Origin of the sequence: Alcaligenes faecalis (genome assembly GCF_005311025.1) — a bacterium.
Taxonomy (GTDB): domain Bacteria; phylum Pseudomonadota; class Gammaproteobacteria; order Burkholderiales; family Burkholderiaceae_B; genus Alcaligenes; species Alcaligenes phenolicus.
Window position 1 is genome coordinate 101,020 of the sequence record NZ_CP031747.1, and the last position, 21,760, is coordinate 122,779.

22 protein-coding genes and 1 other RNA gene are annotated in these 21,760 nt (G+C 55.6%); 11 read left to right on the forward strand and 12 right to left on the reverse strand.

The window, feature by feature from the left end; all coding sequences use genetic code 11:
* Positions 1-31: 31 nt before the first annotated feature.
* From D0C27_RS00475 to sstT, 6 genes are all read right to left on the reverse strand, one after another.
* A complete protein-coding gene (locus tag D0C27_RS00475; protein WP_035272637.1) occupies positions 32-1,696 on the reverse strand; it encodes a cation acetate symporter in 1,665 nt (554 codons plus the stop codon).
* Positions 1,693-2,004 carry a DUF485 domain-containing protein gene (locus D0C27_RS00480; protein ID WP_009456280.1) on the reverse strand — a complete coding sequence of 104 codons (312 nt, stop codon included), beginning with the start codon at positions 2,002-2,004 and terminating at the stop codon, positions 1,693-1,695. The genes D0C27_RS00475 and D0C27_RS00480 overlap by 4 nt, the downstream gene beginning before the upstream one ends.
* A gap of 286 nt (positions 2,005-2,290) precedes the next feature.
* A complete protein-coding gene (locus D0C27_RS00485; protein WP_060186888.1) occupies positions 2,291-3,139 on the reverse strand; it encodes a MurR/RpiR family transcriptional regulator in 849 nt (282 codons plus the stop codon).
* 194 nt (positions 3,140-3,333) lie between these two features.
* Complete coding sequence (locus D0C27_RS00490; protein ID WP_137430186.1) at positions 3,334-3,837, reverse strand: nucleoside 2-deoxyribosyltransferase; 504 nt, start codon at positions 3,835-3,837, stop codon at positions 3,334-3,336.
* A 333-nt stretch (positions 3,838-4,170) separates the two neighbouring features.
* Entirely contained in the window at positions 4,171-4,803 is a 633-nt protein-coding gene (locus D0C27_RS00495) for a LysE family translocator (protein WP_137430187.1), read from the reverse strand.
* A gap of 158 nt (positions 4,804-4,961) precedes the next feature.
* Positions 4,962-6,188 (reverse strand): serine/threonine transporter SstT, encoded by a 1,227-nt coding sequence (gene sstT, locus D0C27_RS00500; RefSeq protein WP_060186886.1) that lies wholly within the window; start codon positions 6,186-6,188, stop codon positions 4,962-4,964.
* Positions 6,189-6,332: 144 nt separating this feature from the next.
* On the opposite strand from sstT, the gene ssrA reads away from it, so the two are divergent.
* The 4 genes from ssrA (at position 6,333) to D0C27_RS00520 (ending at position 9,314) form a co-directional block, all read left to right on the forward strand.
* Positions 6,333-6,694: a transfer-messenger RNA gene (gene ssrA / locus D0C27_RS00505) on the forward strand.
* A gap of 116 nt (positions 6,695-6,810) precedes the next feature.
* On the forward strand, positions 6,811-7,434 hold the full coding sequence (locus tag D0C27_RS00510; RefSeq protein WP_137430188.1) for a glutathione S-transferase family protein: 624 nt from the start codon (positions 6,811-6,813) through the stop codon (positions 7,432-7,434).
* A 155-nt stretch (positions 7,435-7,589) separates the two neighbouring features.
* A complete protein-coding gene (locus D0C27_RS00515) occupies positions 7,590-8,525 on the forward strand; it encodes an NAD(P)/FAD-dependent oxidoreductase (RefSeq protein WP_137430189.1) in 936 nt (311 codons plus the stop codon).
* Positions 8,526-8,618: 93 nt separating this feature from the next.
* Positions 8,619-9,314 (forward strand): class I SAM-dependent methyltransferase, encoded by a 696-nt coding sequence (locus D0C27_RS00520; RefSeq protein ID WP_137430190.1) that lies wholly within the window; start codon positions 8,619-8,621, stop codon positions 9,312-9,314.
* A gap of 56 nt (positions 9,315-9,370) precedes the next feature.
* Here D0C27_RS00520 and D0C27_RS00525 read toward each other — a convergent pair whose 3' ends face one another.
* Positions 9,371-9,832: an Rrf2 family transcriptional regulator gene (locus D0C27_RS00525; RefSeq protein ID WP_060185299.1), complete on the reverse strand. Its 462-nt coding sequence runs from the start codon at positions 9,830-9,832 to the stop codon at positions 9,371-9,373.
* A 128-nt stretch (positions 9,833-9,960) separates the two neighbouring features.
* Entirely contained in the window at positions 9,961-10,614 is a 654-nt protein-coding gene (locus tag D0C27_RS00530) for an FMN-binding negative transcriptional regulator (protein WP_137430191.1), read from the reverse strand.
* A gap of 105 nt (positions 10,615-10,719) precedes the next feature.
* Here D0C27_RS00530 and D0C27_RS00535 point away from each other — a divergent pair, with 105 nt between their 5' ends.
* Positions 10,720-12,228 carry a PLP-dependent aminotransferase family protein gene (locus tag D0C27_RS00535; RefSeq protein ID WP_137430192.1) on the forward strand — a complete coding sequence of 503 codons (1,509 nt, stop codon included), beginning with the start codon at positions 10,720-10,722 and terminating at the stop codon, positions 12,226-12,228.
* A 112-nt stretch (positions 12,229-12,340) separates the two neighbouring features.
* On the opposite strand, the gene D0C27_RS00540 is transcribed toward D0C27_RS00535, so the two are convergent.
* Positions 12,341-13,240, reverse strand: coding sequence for a LysR family transcriptional regulator ArgP (locus D0C27_RS00540; RefSeq protein WP_137430193.1), 900 nt, complete (start codon positions 13,238-13,240; stop codon positions 12,341-12,343).
* Between the two features lie 110 nt (positions 13,241-13,350).
* On the opposite strand from D0C27_RS00540, the gene D0C27_RS00545 reads away from it, so the two are divergent.
* From D0C27_RS00545 to D0C27_RS00555, 3 genes are all read left to right on the forward strand, one after another.
* Positions 13,351-13,968, forward strand: coding sequence for a LysE/ArgO family amino acid transporter (locus D0C27_RS00545; RefSeq protein ID WP_009456290.1), 618 nt, complete (start codon positions 13,351-13,353; stop codon positions 13,966-13,968).
* A gap of 203 nt (positions 13,969-14,171) precedes the next feature.
* Positions 14,172-14,663: a RidA family protein gene (locus tag D0C27_RS00550; RefSeq protein WP_009456291.1), complete on the forward strand. Its 492-nt coding sequence runs from the start codon at positions 14,172-14,174 to the stop codon at positions 14,661-14,663.
* Positions 14,664-14,696: 33 nt separating this feature from the next.
* A complete protein-coding gene (locus D0C27_RS00555; protein ID WP_137430194.1) occupies positions 14,697-15,200 on the forward strand; it encodes a GNAT family N-acetyltransferase in 504 nt (167 codons plus the stop codon).
* 99 nt (positions 15,201-15,299) lie between these two features.
* On the opposite strand, the gene D0C27_RS00560 is transcribed toward D0C27_RS00555, so the two are convergent.
* The gene (locus tag D0C27_RS00560; RefSeq protein WP_137430195.1) at positions 15,300-17,042 is read right to left on the reverse strand and encodes an ABC-F family ATP-binding cassette domain-containing protein; all 1,743 of its coding nucleotides are present in this window, start codon (positions 17,040-17,042) and stop codon (positions 15,300-15,302) included.
* A gap of 731 nt (positions 17,043-17,773) precedes the next feature.
* Between D0C27_RS00560 and D0C27_RS00565 the strand changes: the two genes are divergently transcribed.
* Together D0C27_RS00565 and D0C27_RS00570 are read left to right on the forward strand one after the other, a co-directional pair.
* Positions 17,774-18,229 (forward strand): MaoC family dehydratase, encoded by a 456-nt coding sequence (locus D0C27_RS00565; RefSeq protein WP_035272656.1) that lies wholly within the window; start codon positions 17,774-17,776, stop codon positions 18,227-18,229.
* A complete protein-coding gene (locus D0C27_RS00570; RefSeq protein ID WP_088450381.1) occupies positions 18,230-18,817 on the forward strand; it encodes a TetR/AcrR family transcriptional regulator in 588 nt (195 codons plus the stop codon).
* 40 nt (positions 18,818-18,857) lie between these two features.
* Here the strand turns inward: D0C27_RS00570 and D0C27_RS00575 are convergent, their stop codons facing one another.
* Positions 18,858-19,259 (reverse strand): RidA family protein, encoded by a 402-nt coding sequence (locus D0C27_RS00575; RefSeq protein WP_022983255.1) that lies wholly within the window; start codon positions 19,257-19,259, stop codon positions 18,858-18,860.
* Between the two features lie 142 nt (positions 19,260-19,401).
* On the opposite strand from D0C27_RS00575, the gene D0C27_RS00580 reads away from it, so the two are divergent.
* On the forward strand, positions 19,402-20,304 hold the full coding sequence (locus D0C27_RS00580) for a LysR family transcriptional regulator (RefSeq protein WP_137430196.1): 903 nt from the start codon (positions 19,402-19,404) through the stop codon (positions 20,302-20,304).
* 58 nt (positions 20,305-20,362) lie between these two features.
* On the opposite strand, the gene D0C27_RS00585 is transcribed toward D0C27_RS00580, so the two are convergent.
* The gene (locus D0C27_RS00585) at positions 20,363-21,646 is read right to left on the reverse strand and encodes a pyridoxal phosphate-dependent aminotransferase (protein ID WP_009456304.1); all 1,284 of its coding nucleotides are present in this window, start codon (positions 21,644-21,646) and stop codon (positions 20,363-20,365) included.
* Positions 21,647-21,760: the final 114 nt, after the last annotated feature.

Consider the following 21,760-nt stretch of genomic DNA (forward strand, 5'->3'; position numbering starts at 1 on the left):
TGCGTGCTGATTAAGTCAGCGTTAAAAAGGTTTAGTGAGCGCTGGCGCTGGCAGCACCAATGCCGGTTTGACTGCGTACGGTCAGAGCCTCGAAGGCTTCGCGTTCCTGGGTAGCGCGGGCGCTGTTATCCAGGGTCGAGAACAGCCAGATCGAGAAGAAAGCCAGCGGAATGGACAGGATGCCAGGGTTAGGGAAGGGGGTGATGGGCTCGGCAAAACCGAAGACATCCACCCACACCGTGCTGCTCAGGACCACCCACACCGTGGCGGTGACCAGGCCCAGAAAACCGCCAATGGTGGCACCACGCGTGGTGCAGCCACGCCAGGCAATCGACAGCACCAGGACCGGGAAGTTGGCACTGGCTGCAATGGCAAAGGCAAGGCCCACCATGAAGGCGACGTTCTGGTTTTCAAAGATAATGCCCAGCAAAATCGCCAGCACACCCAACACCACTGTGGAGATACGCGAAATGCGCATCTGGTCTTTTTCGGTGGCGCGGCCTTTGGCAATGACGTTGGCGTACAGGTCATGCGAAATGGCGGCGGCACCGGCCAAGGCCAAGCCTGCAACCACGGCCACAATCGTGGCGAAGGTAACTGCTGCCAGGAAGCCCAGCAACAGGTTGCCGCCTACTGCATTGGCCAGGTGCACCGCCACCATATTGGTGCCGCCAATCAGGTTGGTCAGCATATTGAAGGAGCCGTCCGGACCCGTCTGGAAGTACTCGGGATGCTTGACCAGCAAGGCAATCGCACCGAAACCGATGATGAAGGTCAGCAGGTAGAAGTAACCAATAAAGCTGCTGGCATAGATCACGGATTTACGGGCTTCCTTGGCGTCCGCTACAGTGAAGAAACGCATCAGGATATGGGGCAGACCTGCGGTACCGAAGGCCAGCGCAATACCCAGGGACAGCACGTTCAGCGGGTTGCTGCTGACGGCAGCGCCGGGCTCAAGAATGGCGTGTCCGGTAGGGTGCGTTTCCACGGCAGCGGCCAGCATGCTGTCCACATCCCAGTAGAATGCTGCCAGAACCAGAATTGTCATCAGCGTGGCACCGAACAACATCAGTACGGCCTTGATGATTTGCACCCAGGTGGTGGCCGTCATGCCGCCAAAGGTGACGTAAATCATCATCAGCGAACCTACAATCACCACGGCCACGTTGTAGTCCAGACCAAACAGCAGCACGATCAGCTTGCCAGCGCCGACCATTTGCGCGATCAGGTACAGGGCGATGATCAATAGGGAGGCACTGGCCGCCAAAATCCGCATGGGGTTTTGCGACAGGCGAAACGAGGTGACGTCGGCAAAGTTGTAGCGGCCCAGATTGCGCAGGCGCTCTGCAATCAGGAACATCACAACCGGCCAGCCGAACATGAAGCCGATGGCGTAAATCATGCCGTCGAAACCGCTGACGTACACCATGCCCGCAATCCCCAGGAAAGAAGCGGCGGACAGATAGTCCCCGGCAATTGCCAGGCCGTTTTGAAAGCCGGTCAAACCGCCACCGGCGGTGTAAAAGTCGGACGTGGTGCGTGTACGGCGGGCCGCCCACCAGGTAATGACCATGGTCCCGGCAATAAAGATCAGGAACATCACAATGGCAGAGGTATTGGCCTGGCCGGAAGAGGCTGCCATGGCATTGCCACTGGCCATGCCAAACAGGCCCAGGCTCAGAAGTAGTTTCTTCATGTCACGTCCTTCATGATTTGAGCCAGCAAGGGGTCATACACCTTGTTGGAAATGTAGACGAAGGTGGACACCAGGACGACGGCACTAATGAGCACAATGGCGGCGCTAAGTACGCCAATGGTCATGGTCATGGAACCGACAGAACGGCTGAAAAGTTCGGGGTCAAAGGCCAGGGTCAAGATAAAACCGGCGTACACAATCACGGTCAAGCCGAAAAAAATCAGGCTCATGCGGTTGCGTCTTCTAAGCAGTTCTTGATAGGCAGGGTGCTGAGTTACTGCCGTCACGACAGTATTGGCTGAGCTCATTCTTATGTCTCCTTATGGGGTTTGATGATTCTTGGCATCGAGGCTCTCTAAACACGGCGTGTACAGAGAGTTGGCGCTTGAGGGCGCTCTGTGTACAGCATGTATAGAACGAATCAGCTTTTCCCAACAGGCGACTTTGGTCGTAGATGAGGGAGGAGAAGGCTCTGATTTTGGAGCCTTGGTTTAGCTGGGCGGGGCAAATGATGCAGGAGACGCACAGGCACAAAAGCTGGTCTCTTCTGCTCTGAGTGGCTCGCAGAGCTTGAAAAGGGAGTTTTTTGTTAGTTCAAAACAGCGCGTCAGCGGTGGCCAGTTCTTGTTCTGATTCATCACGGCGATCAGCGCCACGTACTTTCAGTATTTCGGACAGCAGCAGATGAGACAGGCTGGCAACGGCCACCGAATTATCAGGCAGCGCTTCAGGCCCAGGCTGGCAGGGAAGGGACCAGCGGGTCTTGGGCCGCTCTTTGTAATCCTGGTCGGTGATCAGCACGATGTCCGTACAGCGTGTTTCCAGGCGTCCGATCAGTTCCGGCATTTGGCTGGGGCGTGGATGCAAATCAAAAACAATCACGACATCCTGGTGCTGAATGTCGGCCAGGTAGTCGGAGACGGTTTGCCCCGCTCCGGGGATAAGCCGTACGCCCGGCATGAGTTTGGACAAATGCCAGTAAAAATGCCCGGCCAGAAAGTAGTTTGCCTGCAAACCCACCAGCCAAACCTGCCGCGCACGGCTGATGGCCTGACTGGCTTCCTGCAGAACAGAATGGGACAGATGCCGATAGGTATTGCCCAGCTTGCTATAGCTTTCCTGCAAGTGTGAGTGCAAGGCGGCCTCGCCCGGAGATAGCGGCTGGTGGACCGAGGTGAAGGAGTCATCCGTTCTTTCCGTGCGAATCTGCTTGCGCGCCGCTTCGTAGTTGGCGTATTCCAGACGACGGATCAGACGTGTGACAGTGGCATTGGAAACTTGGGCCAGACTGGCGAGTTCCGAGGCGTTGTAGCTGGATAAATCACCCGAGAAATCCAGTGTGAATTGGGCCAGACGTCGCTCGGAGGCGGGGAGATCACTAAGAATGGCGCGTACACGATCAAGAAAAGAGATGTTGCTGGTGTCTGGCATGGTGTTGGGCATAGCCCTGTTTTTTTGATTCAGGAAAAGCGGGTGCTGCGGGGAACCAATTGTGGTTCCTGTGTACGGGCAGGGAATTTCAAGTGCACATCATACCTGAGTACAAGATGCGTTTAATTTCCCTGAAAACCGTTTAATTTTGACTCAGTTTGACTGCTTGTGATTGATTAATCAGCAGTATTTTTTCCGAAAATGAATTAGCCAATAGCTTTGAAATAATCCTGTGCGGCGATCAGGGCATCCGTAAAGGAACCGTGTACAAACTCCGTGCTGATCGCCACCATCAAGTTCGAGGGCAGGCCAAAGTCTTCGATCAGCGCACCATTGCGATCACGCCAGATCTGGCTGGCCGGGTCCAGCACAACTGGGCTGTAGTGCTCGCGTACGGTGTCCAGAACGGTATCGGCGGTAGAGCGGTAGGTAAAAACAGGCAGGCCCTGGGCTACGGCGTAACCGATTTCAAAAGTGGTGCCGGTATCAATCTCTGCGCCTCGAAAGGGCGTGATGTTGGCCAGAACCGCATCGGCTTGGTCCAGCAGACGAATATTATGGTGGTAGATAGCCGAGGCCTCGATCTCTTCCTGATCAACGGGATGCAAGGGCTTGAAGCCAAAGTCTCGTACCAATTGCTTGTGCAGCTTGGCACGCTCGGTGGCATCGCTGAAAAACACATCAGGACCCGCTAAATAGATACGCTTCATCTTGGCTCCTTGTTGATTCGGGGTGAAGGGAAATCGTGCCGGTTCAGGCTGGGCTGCTGGCCGCTGGGGCAAACCGGAATTTGTGAGACATGGCTGTTCTGAACCCATAGCAGGCTATTCGTGGTGGCCATCTGAATGATGATATACGATCCCATCAGCCTGAACATGGCGCTGGGTGAAAGGACCTGGCACGGGTTTGCGGTTTTTCGTTTGGCCTGTTGCTCTAGCGTCACGGATGGTGAGGTGCAGTCTTGTGGTAGGCAAGACTGGCTTGCAGCACATAAGAAAAAGGGACCGATTCAGGTCCCTTGTTTTCCTTGGAGGTTGCGATCTTCAGTTGGTATTACCGCGTCGATACAGACTTAACGCAATACCCAGACCTGCCAGCATGCCAGCACAAGCCCGGTTCAACCAACGCATAGCCTTGCCGGAAAGCAGCCGCATGGCGTGATGGCCACCCACGGCGTAGACAGTCATTAAAGCCATATCAATCAGGGCTGTGACCAAGGCCAGTGTGATGTACTGAACGGCAATCGCTTCTTCCGGACGAATGAATTGCGGCAAAAATGCAGAGAAGAACAGCAGCGCTTTAGGGTTGGACAGGGCAACCAGCAAAGATCGCAGAAAAGCCGCGCGACCCGTCCGAACTTTTTCCGTGGGAGTGTCTGTCTGGATAGAGCTGACCGGAGCGTGCCAGAGACCATAGGCCAGATAGAGCAGATACGCCGCACCTATCCACTTCACCACTGTGAAAAGCTGCTCGGAGGCAAGCAGCAGCGCGCCCAGTCCACAGCCGACGGCAGCAATCAGAATCAGGTCCGAGAGCGCCGCACCCGCAATACCGCATGCTGCGATCCGTTTGCCGCCATGTGCACCATTGTTCAAGGCAAGCAGCATGGTGGGACCCGGCATGATAGTGACGGCCGATACTGCGACGATATACAGAGAAAGGCTGGCTAAATCCACGAAGATTCCTTGGTAAGAGTCTGATTGCAGAAGCATTGAGTGCCTGCGCACTCAAGCATGGCGGCGGGTACTTGGGCTGAGGCAATCAGGCGTTGCTTGATCGGCCTACAAAAAGGGCCAGCCTGAATGGCTGGCCCCTTGTGCGTCAAGATATCAAATCAGGCACGGCCTGGTTCGAGTGTTGCCGCAGCGGTAAACAGCACGTCGGTCGAGGAGTTCAAGGCCGTTTCTACCGAGTCTTGCACCACCCCAATCACGAAACCTACACCAACGACTTGCATGGCGACATCGTTGGAAATTCCGAACATATTGCATGCTAGTGGAATCAGCAGCAAAGAGCCACCGGCCACGCCAGACGCACCGCAAGCCGCAATGGTAGCCACCAGGCTCAGCAGCAGGGCGGTAGGCAGGTCAGCCGGGATTTCCAGTGTGTGCACCGCAGCCAGCGTCAGGACGGTAATCGTAACGGCAGCACCGGCCATATTGATGGTGGCACCCAGTGGAATTGACACCGAGTAGGTATCTTTATGCAGGCCCAGGCGTTCGCACAAAGCCATGTTCACAGGGATGTTGGCCGCAGAACTGCGGGTGAAAAAGGCTGTGATACCGCTTTCACGCAGGCAGGTGAATACCAGCGGGTAGGGGTTGCGACGAAGCTTGGCAAACACGATCAAGGGGTTGATGACCAGAGCCACCACCAACATGCAGCCTACCAACACGAGCAGCAGCAAACCGTATTGGCGCAGCGCATCAAAGCCGGACTCGGCAATGGTGACTGCTACCAGACCAAAAATACCCAGCGGCGCAAAGCGAATGACCAGTCGCACCAAGGACGACACGGCATTGGCCATATCGGTCAGCAGGTCGCGAGAACCTTGCGAGCCGTGTTTCAGTGCCAGGCCCAGAGCAATAGCCCAGGCCAAAATGCCCATGTAGTTGGCGTTGAGCAAGGCATCAACCGGGTTCACCACAATGCTGGTCAGCAGATCCAGCAATACCTCAACGATATTGCCAGGAGGGTTCAAGGTGGCATCGGCCAGATCCAGCTTGAGCTTGACGGGGAAGGCGAAGCTGGCGATTACGGCAATCAGTGCAGCCAGGAAGGTGCCCAGCACGTACAAGAGCAAAATAGGACCCATGCGGGTGGAGGACTGGGCTTTTTGGTTGGCAATGGAAGACATCACCAGAACAAACACCAGAATCGGCGCAACCGACTTTAAGGCAGAGACAAATAATTGGCCCAGCAGGGCGATCGAGTGCGCGGCATCGGGAGCAAAGCGTCCCAGCAAAATACCGGCGACCAAACCGATCACAATTTGAGTAACAAGACTGCCGTGCAGGATAAAGCCTAATGGGCCTCTGGCTTGATTGGCGGGATGGGCCATGAAAAGTGACTCCAAACAAATGGGTAGGCGTGAAGTACGTGAAAAGCGCTCTGGCGAGGACTCAGCCAGAGCGCGGAAGAGGGTTATTCTAGCACCAGGTGCTATACATTTTGTAGCCGATGTGATATGGTTGCTAATCCACATGGGGTCGACATGGCTTCGACGTGGGTCAAGAAGCAGATCAGGGCGTGTCGAGCACCAGTACGCTCGTAAATCCACTGGAAAACTACAAACGCCAACGACGAGCGTTTCGCTCTAGCCGCTTAAGGCTGGGCCACTGCACTAATTTGTCTTTGGGTTAGGTAGGGCAACCTACAGCAGTGTTATTTACAAAGAATCGAATCGGCCTGCGCCACGAAGTCCGGTTCTAAAACTTAGTGGATCGCCAAGGAAAGGCCTGTCAATTGGCACAGTCCAAGGTTAAAACTTAAAATTAATTGACTACACATGTAGAACTGTCTGTGGACGGCTTGCGGACGGGGGTTCAATTCCCCCCGACTCCACCAAGATATCCCAAGAAACCCAACAGCTTAACGGCTGTTGGGTTTTTTGTTTTCTGCTTGCCCAACAAGGCCTCAGCGTCATAATGATCCTTTCGTTTTATGGACAAAAGGAGATCGACATGTCTCGTTGGGTGTTCTATTCCGCGCCAGGGACCTGCGCGCTTGCCACTCATATTGCACTGCATGAAGCAGGGGCTGACTTTGATGTGGTCAAGCTGGATTTTGGTGCGAATCAACAGCAAAGCCCGGAGTTTCTGCGCGTCAATCCCAAGGGGCGTGTGCCGGCACTGGTGACAGAGCAGGGGGCTTTGACGGAAACTCCGGCTTTGCTGGCTTTTGTGGCGCAGAGCTTTCCGGATGCCAAGCTGGCGCCTGTGAATGATCCTTTTGGATTCGCCCGTATGCAGGAGCTGCATAGCTATCTGGCGTCCACGGTGCATGTGGCCCACGCACATAAGCGCCGTGGTTCTCGTTGGGCAGATGATCCAGCGGCGGAAGAAGCCATGCGCGCCAAGGTGCCGCAGAACATGACGGTTTGTGCGGCTTATCTGGAGTCCTTGACTGTGGGTCCCTGGGTGTTGGGCGATCAGTTTAGCGTAGCTGATGCTTATCTGTATACAGTAGGTGGTTGGCTGGAGGGGGATGCAGTCGATATGAGCCAATTTCCCAAACTAAGTGCTTATCTGGAGCGGGTAGGGGCGCGTGAAGCCGTGCGCAAAGCGGTAACCGAGGCCGCTGCCTGAACGGCATTCTTTATATGCGTTGCGCTGTGTTCAGCATGGCGTAACGCCTCTCTTCCTATTCCCGAATCAAAATCGTAACAAACATAGTTCCATGAGTTGACCTGTTTTTCTCTAATACGTAACATGAAAAGATACGTTAAAGAGAAGGTGAATTTATGGACTTCGACATCATCATCGTCGGTGGCAGTTTTGCGGGTCAGGCTGCGGCGATTCAATTGGGTCGGGCGCGGCGGCGCGTACTTTTATTGGACGCGGGACAGCCCCGGAATCGCTTTGCCCAGGCCTCTCATGGTTTTCTGGGGCAAGACGGGCAGGCTCCGGCGGCCATCATGGCGACGACAAAACTTCAGCTTGCGAAGTACGAGACGGTCGAGCAGCGAGCCGGGCGTGCTGTGGAGGTTCATGCCATTGAGGGTGGGTTTCAGCTATTGACCGAGGACGCCCAGACAGTCCGTGCGAGTCGTCTGATTCTGGCCACTGGCGTCAAGGACAGCTTGCCTGATATTCCCGGTGTACAGGAGCGTTGGGGCAGCAGCGTGCTGCATTGTCCTTATTGCCATGGCTTTGAGCTGAACCAGCAGCCGTTGGGTGTGTTGGCCAGCAGCGAGCTGGCTATACATCAAGCCATGCTGGTGCCAGATTGGGGGCCGACCACTTTGTTTACTCAAGCTGCATTTACACCGAGTGCAGAGCAGGAAGTCCAACTGATAGCGCGTGGCGTGCAGATCGAAAAGACACCGATTGCAGAGCTGTTGGGAAGCAAGCCTGGGCTGGAGGCAGTGCGTTTGCAGGATGGCAGAATCGTGGCTATTTCCGGCCTGTTTGTAGCGCCCAAAACAGAGCTGGCCAGTGACCTGGCCATACAGCTGGGTTGCAAGCTGACAGCGGGCCCTACGGGGTCTTTTATTGCTGTGGACCCCATGCAGCACACGTCCGTGCCGGGTGTGTTTGCGGCGGGTGATGCTGCCAGTCCCATGGCTAATGCCACCCTCGCAGCCGCCGCGGGGGTGATGGCTGCAGGTGGGGCACATCACTCCCTGATTTACGGCTTGGCGGAGCAGGGGGGAGCCAGCTCTGAAAAGGCTGCATGAGGCCAGAGTAACGTCCAGCGCCAAACTCCACGCAGACCGAGTAATGGCATAGGGTGTACCCATGCCATTGCTTACCACCCGCTCAGGATTTCAATGAAAACACCCACTTCCGTCCAGCCCTTTAGCGATCCTGCCTTGGTCGCCCGGTATGCCGATACAACGCCACGGCGCATTCCTGGCTTCCATGATCTTCATCGCATGGCTTTGATCCTGCTTTCCGAACGGGTAACGAGCAATGCCAGGATTCTGGTCCTGGCAGCAGGTGGCGGGCTGGAGTTGAAGTCTTTTGCGCAAGCCCGTCCAGATTGGTCGTTTGCGGGAGTCGATCCCTCGCAAGCCATGCTGGATCTGGCGGCCCACGTGCTAGGGCCTTTGGGTTCGCAAGTGGATTTGATACCAGGCTATGTGGACGATGCACCGCTGGAGCTGTTTGATGGTGCTACTTGTCTGCTGACTCTGCATTTCTTGTCAAAAGCAGAGCGCTTGTCGCTGTTGAAGTCCTTGCGTGCACGCTTGAAGCCGGGGGCGGCGCTTGTGGTGGCTCATCATTGTCGGCCAGAGGAGGGGGTAACTGGGGACTGGCTAGCCCGATCCATCGCCTTTGCTACAGGGACGGAAACTACGGTGGAAGCGATAGGTTCTGCATCAAACATGGCCCGGCATTTGACGCTGTTAAGCCCGCAGGAGGAAGAGGGTTTGTTGCGGGAGGCCGGGTTCACCGCACCAGCCTTGTTCTATGCAGGGCTCTCGTTCCGGGGTTGGGTAGCCTATGCGGATGATCAGGCCTAATTGCTCAACCTTTGCTCTTGTATTGATCCTGCCCTGAACCAAGCAGAGCCTGCGGATTATTGCTCCGCTATTTTCCTGTCCAGCTCTGCCATTTCTGCCTTATAGAGCTGCTCAAACTCGGCCAATAGCTCTGCCAGGGGGATGGCTTCCAGCCTTTGCATGACCAGGGCCTCTGCTTCCTTGAGCACATCGCCCAAGGCGGCGTTAACCACTTTGGCGACACCGCAGCTTGGGTTCTCGTTCTCGTGGCCGATAAAGAAGATACGCGGTCCCCCAACCGCCTTGTGTATGTCCAGCAGCGTGACTTCTTGCAGATCACAGCTTAGTGTCCAGCCGCCCCCATGGCCTTTTTCGGAGCGCACGTAACCCGCCTTGCGCAAGCCTGCCATGGTGCGTCGGACGACCACGGGATTAGTGCTGAGCATGGTGGCGATTTGCTCGGAGGTAAATGGCTGATCGTGCCTGGCCATGTGCAGCAAAACATGCAGCATGCGGGAGAGCCGACTATCACTTCTCATATTCTTGACCTTGTAATGCACCGGGGAAGGGGGGAGGGTGTCCCGGTGCACGATGTCACATTATAAGTAGCACGAATCGGATAGTCAGATCGGGGTGGTTTGTACTTTGCAGTTGGCCGTCACCTTGCTTATTTCTTGGCCTCTTGTGCCCGTTTTTCTGCTGCCACCGCCTGCATCGCACTGCCAATGAAATTGTCTCCTTGGCTGATCAACGCTGCTGATGCGGCCTCCACATCCCGAGCCTCCTTATTCTGGCTCAGCTTGGTTTTGCCGATCAGCCGAGTGATCTCAATTTCAATCCCGACAATGGCTTTCAGCATGGCGTCGATATAGTCCTTGGGGCCATCCGTCATCTTCCAGGGCACGGGCTGGCTGGCTTCGTGGATGCGGGTCAAACGTGCCACGGCACCGCGAACATAGCGTTCTTCATCGCGTATTCTTACTCGCCCATAGGCGTGTACCACGATGTAGTTCCAGGACGGGACTTGCTTGTGTGTTTCCAGTTTGCTTGGAAACCACTGTGGGGAGATGTAGGCGTCTCCTGCACGGAATATCACCATCACTTCGTCGCCGTTTTCCAGGTCTTGCCAGACGGGATTGTTTCTGGCGACGTGGCAGTGCAGTACTCCTTGTGCACCTTCCTGGGGATGCAGCATGAAGGGCAGGTGATTCGCGCTTAATCCGCTTTTGCCATGGGCGACCAGAATGCCCAGGGGATGCTGGGCGATCAGCTCGTGCAGTGGTTCAGGCCGGGATTCATTGAAGTGAGCGGGGATATACATCGTTGTCTTTCTTGGCTTGGGATTCAGGATCAATGTGTCTATTATTGGTCTATTCTGGATCATTGATCTGTACCAGTTTGGCGCTATTTTTATGGACCACAATTCATGTCTCGTACTGCTCATAATCCAAAGATTCCTTCCCTTGGCGAACTGGACCGAAGTGCAGGGGGCCTGGGCCGTCAGTTGGCGCAGAAGTTGCGCGAAGCAGTAAAAAACGGTGCGCTCAAGCCGGGTGAATCCTTGCCCTCCACACGAGCCTTGGCAGCGTCCCTGGGTGTCGCCCGCGGCACGGTCGTAGAGGCTTTCGAGCAACTGATTGCCGAAGGTTTTCTGGAGTCCTCGCCGGGCGTAGGCACTTACATCGCTCACTCGCTGGCCAATCCCGAAACAAGGCCGAAGAAGCGCAGGACGGCATCGCTGCCTGCCCAGCCTGCACCACTTGCCGCCCAGCCATTCAATACGGTTGCGGCTCAATTTCAGCCTTTGCCCTCTGCCCCGTTTGCCGTGTCGATCCCCTTGGGTGCCGCCGCGCCAGGCCCCATCTGGCGACGCTTGGGGAATCGCTTGCGGGCCCATGGTCAGGGCGCGCCGGGTGGTTATGGGGACCCTCAAGGCGTCTTGCATTTACGAGAGGCTATCGCAGAGTACGTGCGCCGGTCACGCTCGGTGCGCTGCGAGGCGGAGCAGGTCATTGTGACGACGGGTACACAGCAGGGCTTGTTTCTGGCTTGTCTGGTGTTGATGGGCAGGCAGGATTTTGCCTGGGTAGAGAACCCCGCCTATCCCGGTATTACCGCGATCTTGAATACGATAGGTTCGCCGGAACGGATGGTTCGTGTACCTGTGGATGAAGAGGGGCTGGATGTGGCTGCGGGCATACGTTTGCAAGCAGATGCGCGGCTTGCCTTTGTCACTCCCTCGCATCAATATCCTTTGGGCATGCCCATGAGCATGGCGCGGCGCAATGCCTTGTTGGCCTGGGCACGCGATAGGTCCGCCTGGATTGTCGAAGATGATTACGACAGCGAGTTCCGCTACAGTGGCCATCCCTTTCCTTCCTTGCAAGGCCTGGACCCGGAGCGAGTGGTCTATCTGGGGACCTTCAGCAAGGTGTTGTTTCCCTCGCTGCGCCTGGGCTATGCGATTGTGCCGCCGCAGTTGGTCCAGGTTTTTTGCGGAGCGCGCGTTCTGCTGGATCGGCATCCGCCCAGTGCAGACCAGCATGTCTTGGCCAGCTTTATTTCAGAGGGGCATCTGGAGCGCCATATTCGGCGTATGCGCGGGATCTACACCCAATGTCGTAACCACCTTTTTGAGATTGTGCGCGAGGTTTTGCCCAGTGACTTGGCCAGCTTGCAGCCAAGCGATCAAGGCATGCATTCCGTCTTGTGGCTGGCCTCGCCGGTTGATGATGTGGTGGTGGCGCAGCGGGCCATGAAGGAAGGCGTGGCAGTGCGTCCCGTCTCACCCATGTATCACGCTGGGCAGGGGCCTTCGGGACTGATTCTGGGTTTGAGCGCATTCAGTCCCGAGCAGATGAAGGAAGCGGCGCAGAAGCTGGCGCGCATTATTTCTGAGCTTGCCCGACCTTCCAGAACCAAACGAAAGTCCTGAGTGCTGTTCTCGACAAGTCTGTGGCAAGAGCCGGCATGAATCAGACTTCTGCCATCTTCCTGAAGTGGAAAACTCCACCCATTGTTTCCCCGTACGGACCTCAAAGAGCTGTTCAAGAAGGCGCTGGCAGCAGTGAGGTGCGGGTCGCTTCTTGAAGGGCTCTACCCATATTGCGCAAGGTGTCGGAGCGGATAGCCGCATGTTGCCAATACAAAGGCACATCCAGCCACAGGCCGGGGGCGACTAAAGCCAGCTCTTCGGCGGCCAAGGCATCGCTGACCATGGAGTCGGGTGCCAGACACCACCCCAGGCCCAAAGCCGCTGCTTTCACAAAGCCGGTGGAGGTGGGCAGGTAGTGGATGGGAGGGGCTACGGATTCATTCGTGATTTGGCGTATAAAGCGCCACTGTAATTCGTCCTTGCGGTTAAAGACGATCATGGGGGCTTGAGCCAGGGATGCTGCGTCTATTCCCAATCCAAAATGGCGGGCCACAAACTCGGGAGAAGCAATGGCCTGATAGCGCATGATGCCCAAGGCCTGCACCTCGCAGCCTTGAAGGGGGGCAGGTTCGGCAGTGACCGCGCCCAGCACGGAGCCATTGCGTATCAATTCCAGTGTGTGGTCCTGATCATCCACGCGCACATCAAACAGGTAGCCATATTCCTGACTTAGCCGGGACAAGGCTTCCAGAAACCAGGTGTCCAGCGAGTCACTATTGACCGCAATGGCGATAGGCCGTCGTGGGCCGTTTTGCTCTGGCAGGAAGTCTGCGACGGCCTCGGCTTCCAGAACCTGCATGGGCCGTACACGACGCAGCAGCAACTCTCCCGCCGGTGTTGGACGACAAGGCGGCTGGCGCAGGACCAGCACTTGCCCCAGTCTGTCCTCCAGCGCTTTGATACGCTGCGAGATGGCTGAGGTGGTGATGTACAGCTTGCGCCCGGCTGCTTCAAAACTGCCTTCTTCCAGGACGGCCGTAAATGCTCGTAGTTGTGGGTGCAGCAGATCCATAATTGGCTTGTTTGATTAATTATTCTTAATTAAGTGAAGAATAATTAGCTTTTCTTAAACTGTAAATGACAGCACCATAACGCAGTTTTTCAATTCTGTGGATGGCTGGCATGTTCTTCTCTGTTGTTGCAACTGGCTTTCTGACGGGGGCGGGCCTGATCATGGCTATCGGCACTCAAAATGCCTTTGTGTTGCGACAGGGCTTGGAGCGTAGTCATGTGGGGCTGGTGGTGGCAATCTGCGCGCTGGCCGACATTGTCCTGATTCTGGGGGGCGTGGCTGGCATTGGTACGTTGGTACAGGAATGGCCTGGTTTGCTGCAAGTTCTGCGCTTTGGTGGCGCGGCTTTTCTGGCCTGGTATGGGCTGCTGGCCGCGCAGCGGGCCTGGACGGGTAAAGGAAGCCTGATGGCCGGGCAGGGGAGCGAGCGCAATCGTCGTCGTATCTTGCTGACCTGTCTGGCGTTCACCTTTTTGAACCCCCACGTCTATCTGGATACGATGGTGCTGTTGGGCAGTCTGTCCACGCCTTATCCCGGTAACTTGCAGTGGGCATTTGCTTTGGGGGCCTGTGCGGCCAGTGCCAGCTGGTTTCTGGCCTTGGGCTATGGGGCGCGGTTGCTGCAACCTGTGTTTCGTCAGCCGTTGGCCTGGCGTGTACTGGATGGCAGCATCGCTGTTTTCATGCTGGCTTTGTGTGCTTTATTGCTGTTGAGGCCTTTGCATTAAGCCTTGGACTCCTTAGAGATTTTCTGTGGATGCGATTGCTGCCTGGATAACAGCCCGCTGCACAGACTACAGAAAGACAGTTTTTTTGAATCAAAAGATAACTGTCTGAACTTTAGAGCGGCTTTCTGAAATTAAATAGGCTTTAGGGAAGAGCTTGTACCTAATGAAGTCTTGGTTTTTGAACCTTCAATCAGGAGAAAACTATGAATGTCGTGAAGATGCTTGCCTCTGCTGCCTTGATCAGTAGCCTGGCTGCGCCGGCGTTGGCGCAGGATGTGAAGCGCCATCCTATTCCCAATTCGGATTTCCCGATTCTGACGGCAGTGGAAGTGCCTGCCGGTAAAACCACGGTGTACTTGAGCGGTACCGTTCCCGCTGTGCGCGACAAGTCGGCTGATGCAGCCAGCACGGCAGCCTACGGCAATATGCAGCAGCAAACCGAGTCCATCATGGAGCAGATCAAGGCTCAACTGGAAGGCATGGGCATGTCGGTAGGGGACATTATCAAGATGCAGGCCTTCCTGGTTGCTCCGGAGGGCGGCAAGTTGGATTTTGACGGCTTCATGGCAGGCTATTCCAAGTACTTTGGAACCAAGGAGCAGCCAAATCTGCCTGTGCGATCAGCCATGGCGGTCCAGGCTCTGGTGAACCCAGGCTGGCTGGTCGAGCTGGAGGTGACGGCTGTACGGCCTTGATCGCCGCCAGATTTTTCTTGAAAAGGATGTGTTGTGATCTCTATTCGTCCGGTTCAGGCGCAGGAATGGCGCCTGTATCAAGCATTGCGTCTTGGCGCCTTGCGTGATTGTCCCGATGCATTTGGGAGTACCTATGCCGTGGAGTCCACACATCCAGAGCATTTCTGGCAGGAGCGGATTCAAGCTGCTTGTGCGTCCGAGACGGACCGCGTCTTGTTCGCTGAAAAAGAGGGGCAGGCTTGCGGCCTGGTCTGGTGCAAGTTGTCTGCCTCAGAGCCCGTTCTGGCCGATATTTATCAGATGTGGGTGGCGCCGTCGGCGCGAGGTTTGCGAGCGGGTTTTGCTCTGCTGGATACCGCAGTGCAATGGGCAAAAAGCAGGCAAGCAGCCGGTGTTCGCTTAGGCGTGACCCCGACGAATGAAGCAGCCGTCCGGCTGTATGAGAGTTATGGCTTTGTGCCCAGCGGAGAGCCCGAGCCTTTGCGTGAGGGTTCGTCCTTGATGTCACAGACCTTGGTGCTGGATTTAGCAGACTGAAGCCCAGCTGATATAGACAGCCCCTTGTTGAATCTGACAACAAGGGGCTGTTTTTATGCCTTGCCGGATCTGTTGAGCAGTCAAGGCATAAGGTCTGGATTACTCCAGGTTCAAGGCTTGGCGCAGCTTGTGGATTTCCGCTTGCCAGACCTCTTGCAAGCCAGGCTTTTGATGCTTGGGCTTGCGTGCCAGATCAGCCTCCAGTTTGCTTTCCAGTTCAATCAGTTGCTCCAGCAATGTGTCGTTGCTGGAGGGGGCTGATTGAGCCCTTGTTGTGCTCCCTGTGCCCGGACTGAGGATGGGTGAGGATTTCTCTGGCTGATCTGTCTGGATCAGAGCGGCATATAACTGCGTCAAGTCCTGCATTTCCGTCAAGGAACCTTCGTCCACCAGCCAGAAGCGATTGCAGCTTTTCTCCAGCAGCTCCCGGTCATGGGTGACCAGGATAAAACCGCCTTTGAATTCGCACAGTTCCTCTGCCAGTTCTTCCTTGCCTTCCAGGTCCAGGTGGTTGGTTGGCTCGTCCAGAAAGAGCAGATGATAGTTGGCCAGCGACAGGGCAATAAACATCAGCCGAGCACGCTCGCCACCACTTAAGCTATCCACCTTCTGTGCATGCCGCAGATAAGGAAAACCGGCGCTGATCAGCGCCATTTTCCTGACATCGTCCGGCAAGGGCGAAAAGTCCTGCAAGGCATGCAGCAAGGTCTTGGAACCATCCAGTTGCTGTTGGTCCTGGTCGTAGTAACCAATGCGGCATTGCGGGTGAAACTTCAGCCCGTCCATGTCCGCCTCGTCCTGCCAGTAGCGCCATAGCTGACGCAATAAAGAGGATTTACCGCAACCATTGCGACCGACCAATCCGATGCGATCCCCGCTGCGCACTTGCAGGCCATGGGCTTGAAAGAGAGCAGGCAGGTTCTGTGCCGGGCTGACGACCATATCTGCAATATCCAGTAGGCGATCTGCCTTCATGTCCAGGCCATGCAGCTGCAAGGTCCAGGGTGTGCCATCCGTCAGATCGGTCTGGTTTTCACGCAGTTTGGACAGGCGCTTTTCCATGCTTTGGGCTTTGCGGGAAAAGGTCTCGTTGTCGTAGACCTGTCCCCAGATAGCCAAGCGTTTTGCGCTTTGTTCGTTGCGATCAATTTCCTTTTGCTCGCCTTGATAACGACGCAAATCCGCCTCATCTCGATTGCGCAACGCTTCACGCGCAGCCGAGCAGGGTAGAGAGAAAAAAGACAGCGTACGATCGCGCAAAATAATGGTGCTGTTGCACACGCGATCCAGCAAGCGCTGGTCGTGAGAGACCAGCACAAATGTGCCGCGCCAACTGCTTAGAAAGCCTTCCAGCCAAAGCAGGGAAGGCAAGTCCAGATGGTTGCTGGGTTCGTCCAGCAAGAGCAGATCAGGCTGGGTAATCAAGGCCCGTGCCAGCAGCAGGCGAGTGTATTGCCCACCACTTAAGGCATTGACCTGGGTATGCCAGTCCAGTGCCTGAAAGCCCATCTCGCCAAGCAAGCTTTCTGCGCGCCAGGCATCCGTATCGTGCTGCTCTGCGGGCAGGGCAGCCAGTACGGCGTTCAGCAAACTCAAGGCGTGCAGATCCGCTGGCAGGTATTGCTCAACACGCGCCAGAATGCAGTGGTTTGCTAGTGAAATACTGCCTTGCCTGGGCGTCAGTTCGCCGCAAAGCAGGCTGATTAAGGTGCTTTTGCCACAACCGTTGTGGCCTATAAGTCCAACTCGATCTCCGGCCTTGATAGTGAAGGCAATTTCTTTGAATAAAGGACCGGAAAGGGTTTCGTAAGAGAGTGAGTGGACTGACAGTAAAGTACTCATGACATGCTCAAGTTTTTTGGGTGCGCGGGTACAGCGCATCCTCGTCAATAGAAGCTGACGATAATTCTTGAGGCCTGAGTGAAGTCCTTCAGTAAGTTAATGCTTCGCTCAAGTCTAGATTATCGCGCTGCGAAATCGAAAACTTGAGCCGTTCTCTATACCAAAGAAGAGTGCATAAATGAATTTGCACATAGGTGTAGGATCTCCTCTTAATCAATGGGTTAGCCATGCTTGAAGCGGGTATAAAAGACTTGTTGAATCAACAAGCTTGTGGCCTCAGGGCAGGGTAAGGACTGGTTGTGCCTGGGAAGGAAAGACGGGTATGAAACACCGTTCGTTCCGACAAAACCGCAAGAGTGTGATTGTAATCAGGAAGCAGAACCATAGAAAACTCAGGCGTTGGTTTTTGGAGGGGTGTGTAGCATTCAAGATGCATTGTCCCTGTAGTAGCAGGGGCGTGCCTGACGGGTGTGTCACTGGCTACTGTGCCTTCATCTGGCCGCAAGGAACTGGTTTTTAGACTGTTTTTCGGTGTTCAGGCACCTGCTTGCAAGCTTCTGGATGGTTTGTTCCGCAGTAAAAAAAGCAGAATTATTACCATTTTAAAAATAGAGTATGACCATAATCTATCCTTGCTTTCCCAGGAAAGCTGTGCAAGGATAGCTGCCATCCATAATCTATTAACGCGGGCAGCGACGCGCACTCACACACACTTTCTGGAGAGTATTCGGATGAGCCTTAAAGCACCTGTCTATCTTGAGGATCTGGCCCTGGGAATGGAGTTTCGCAGCGCAGAACATGCTCTGGATGAAGCGCAAATTATCAGCTTTGCCCGCCAGTTTGATCCGCAGCCTTTCCATCTGGATGCAGAGGCGGCCAAGGGCACGTTCTTTCAGGGGCTGGCCGCCAGTGGATGGCATACCGCCGCCATTACCATGAAGCTTTTGGTGGACAGCTTGGTATTCAGTCAGGGGATTATTGGTGCAGGCGGGCAAATCGATTGGCCACGGCCTACGCGCCCTGGCGATGTCTTGCATGTGCTCAGTAAAATCATCGACATTCAGCCCTCCCGCTCCAAAGCGGACAGAGGCATGGTGGTGGTGGAGTCTCACACCCTGAATCAGAACAATGAGGTGTGCCAGCGCCTGATTGCCAAGCTGATTGCCTTTCGTCGTCCGGAGGTTTGAATGGGGCGTGTCTCGCGTGAGCAGGCCGAACGCAACCGCGAGCGTGTGCTGGAGACGGCTTGCCGACTGTTTCGCAAACATGGAGTGGAAGGGGTCTCGATCGGGGACATCATGAAAGAGGCGGGCTTGACGGCAGGCGCTTTCTACAAGCAGTTTGTCTCCAAGGAGGCTTTGATTGACGAGGCCTCCCGATTTGCTTTTACCCAGTCTTCCGAATCCTGGGAGCGTATCAACCAGCGCTATGAACAGGACGCCGTGCAAGGGTTTCAAGCCTTGATGCGGCGATATTTCAAGCACCGTCCTCAAACCCAAAGCTGCCCGATCCTGGCCTTTTCTTCCCTGGCCAGCGGCCTGCCTGCGGATGCGCAGACCACGGCAATTTACAGTGAAGGCGTAGAGAGCTTGTTTGAGCAGTTTCGTGGCGTTGCCATGCAAGCGTGTGCCGAGCAGACCGAAGAGCAAGTCATGCTCTTGTTTGCCGCCATGTTGGGGACAGGGATGATCAGTCGGGCCATGGGCGATACCGCGTTTACGCAAAGTATGCAGGCTGCAGTATTGGCCGCATTGCCTGGCAGTGAGTCCGATTAGCACTATTAGCCTATCGATCAAGGCGACAAGCGCTTGCGTATCAGGCTTGTTCGGGCAGTTGCGCCACTACCTTGATCTCGAACTGAAAGCCTGACAACCAAGGCACCCCTACACCTGTCAACGCCGGGTAGGGCGCATCACCCCAGTAGTCCGGCAGAACCTTCCACAGGGTTTCCAGATTGGCTTCCGGGTTCACCAAAAACAGCGTCACATCCAGCACATGAGCAAAGCTGCAACCTGCTGCGGCCAGCACGGTATTGAGGTTCTCAAAGGCCAGGCGTATTTGCTGTTCCAGGTCCGGCTCGGGTGAGCCGTCTTCGCGGCTGCCGACCTGGCCAGAAATAAACAAAAAGCCATTGGAACGAATCGCCGGTGAGTAGTGACCACGCTCATACAAGGCTTGGCGTTCGGTGGGGAAGACGGCTTGGCGTAAGGTAGTCATCATGCTTTCCAGTGCCTGCTGGGCAGGTGAAGTTCATTGAGCTATGCACTGTAGGTCTTGTGCGTGGACAGATAAACGCTGGATGGCAGACAACACTATTTCTATAATCCAAACAATCACTGCAACCGATTGGGGACAATACGTGGACCGTTTCGAAGCGATGCGTACCTTTGCCAAGGTGGTGGAAACGGGCAGCTTTACCAAGGCGGCCCAAGCTTTGCATCTGAGCCGAACCCGGGCCACGCATCTGGTGCAGCAATTGGAGGCACGCTTGCAGGTGAGCTTGCTGCATCGCACGACGCGCAAGGTCAGTGTGACCAGCGCTGGGGCACTTTATTTTGAGCGTGTGGTGCAATTGCTGGCCGATCTGGAAGACAGTGAGCGGGATCTGGCCCAAGCCTTGGCTTCGCCCAGTGGCCGCTTGCGGGTAGATGTGCCCAGCCCTTTAGCCAGCCGTGTGCTGGTGCCTGCCTTGCCGTCGTTCTACGCACGCTACCCGGATATTCAGCTGGATATGGGCGTAGGCGACAAGACGGTAGATCTGCTCGATGAAAGCATGGACTGTGTGGTTCGAGGTGGTCAGATTCAAGACCAGTCCTTGATCGCCAAGCGGGTGGGGGCGCTGCATCTGTCCATCTATGCTGCACCCTTGTATCTGGAGCGGTTTGGTACCGTTGTGCATCCTAAAGAGCTGGACGGGTCTGCACATCGAATGGTGGGGTACCTGTGGGAACATCAGAACAAACCGTTTCCTTATGCCTTGCGTCGCGATAAAGAACGGGTTTCTTTGCCAGGCCGTTATGGCTTGGCCGTGAATGATGGCAACGCCTATCTGGCAGCGGGTGAAGCGGGTTTGGGGCTGGTTTGCCTGCCGGCGTATTTGGCCAAGGAAGCGGTGCAAGCAGGGCGCCTGATCGCGTTATTCCCGGATTGGACGATGGACCCTATGCCCTTGTATGTGGCTTTTCATCGCAGCAAACATACGAATGTTCGGCTGCGTGTTTTTATTGATTGGGTTGCGGAGCAATTGACTCAAGTATCTTGAGTGCCAGAAAAAAAGCCAAGGAGAATGAATCCTTGGCTTTTTTCATTGAGTCCGATTTTTATTCAGCTTCGGCGCTGTCTACGACTGGAATGGTCGCCTGGGCAAACTCAGGCCGTTCTGTACCGTGCTTGATACGGTAGTCTTTCAGGAACTTGGCGATGCGGTTGATGGCCTCGCGCAGGTCCGGCTCGTGGGGCAGAAACACCATGCGGAAGTGATCCGGATGAGGCCAATTAAAGCCCGTGCCTTGCACCAGCATCACGCGGGTGGCTTCCAGCAGTTGCAGGAAGAATTGGCGGTCGTCCTTGATGGGATAAACCTCGGGATCCAGACGCGGGAACATGTACAGGGCAGCGTGGGGCATGACGCAGCTGACCCCGGGAATCGCGGTGATCAACTCGTAAGCCAGATCGCGCTGACGGCGCAGGCGTCCGCCTTCGCATACCAGGTCGTTAATGCTTTGATAGCCGCCCAAGGCGGTCTGAATGGCCCATTGGCCGGGCACGTTCGCGCACAGCTTCATATTGGCCAGCATGCTCAGGCCTTCGATGTAGTCGGCACCGGCTTTCTTGTCGCCCGAAATCACCAGCCAGCCTGCGCGGTAACCACATGCGCGGTAGCTCTTGGACAGGGAGTTGAAGGTCAGGGTCAGTACGTCGTTGGACAGGCTGGCCATGGCGGTGTGCTTCATGTCGTCGAACAGGACCTTGTCGTAGACCTCGTCGGCCAGCAGCACCAGATTGAATTCGCGAGCAATATCGACCAGAGCTTGCAGCACCGAGTCGGGGTAGAGCACGCCGGTGGGGTTGTTTGGGTTGATGACAACCAGGCCCTTGGTGCGTGGGGTGATCTTGGAGCGGATATCGTCCAGGTCCGGAATCCAGCCTTTGGATTCGTCACACAAGTAGTGCACGGGTGTACCGCCGGACAAGCTGGTTACAGCCGTCCACAGCGGATAGTCGGGCATGGGCAGGAGCAGTTCGTCACCGTCGTCCAGCAGGGCGTTGGTGGCCATGGCAATCAGCTCAGAGGCGCCATTGCCCAGGTAAATATCTTCCAGCGTCACGCCCTTGATCCCTTGTTCCTGGGTGTAGTGCATGACGGCTTTGCGCGCGGCAAAAATACCTTTGCTATCCGAGTAGCCCGAAGAGTTGGGCAGGTTGCGGATCATGTCGAGCTGGATTTCTTCCGGGGCGTCAAAACCGAATACCGCCAAGTTGCCGATATTGAGCTTGATCAGTTGCTGGCCCTCGTCTTCCATTTGTTTGGCCCGGTCCATGATGGGGCCGCGAATATCGTACAAAACATTCGCCAATTTGCTCGATTTCTTGATGCTATTCATGATGCTGGTAATCGGATTCCATGTGTGCTGCTAATGAACGGTGGCAGGGCTGATGCCTGACCAGCCTTATACCTTACCGCATGCGTGGGCCTGTCTTGTAAGCATCAAGCTTAA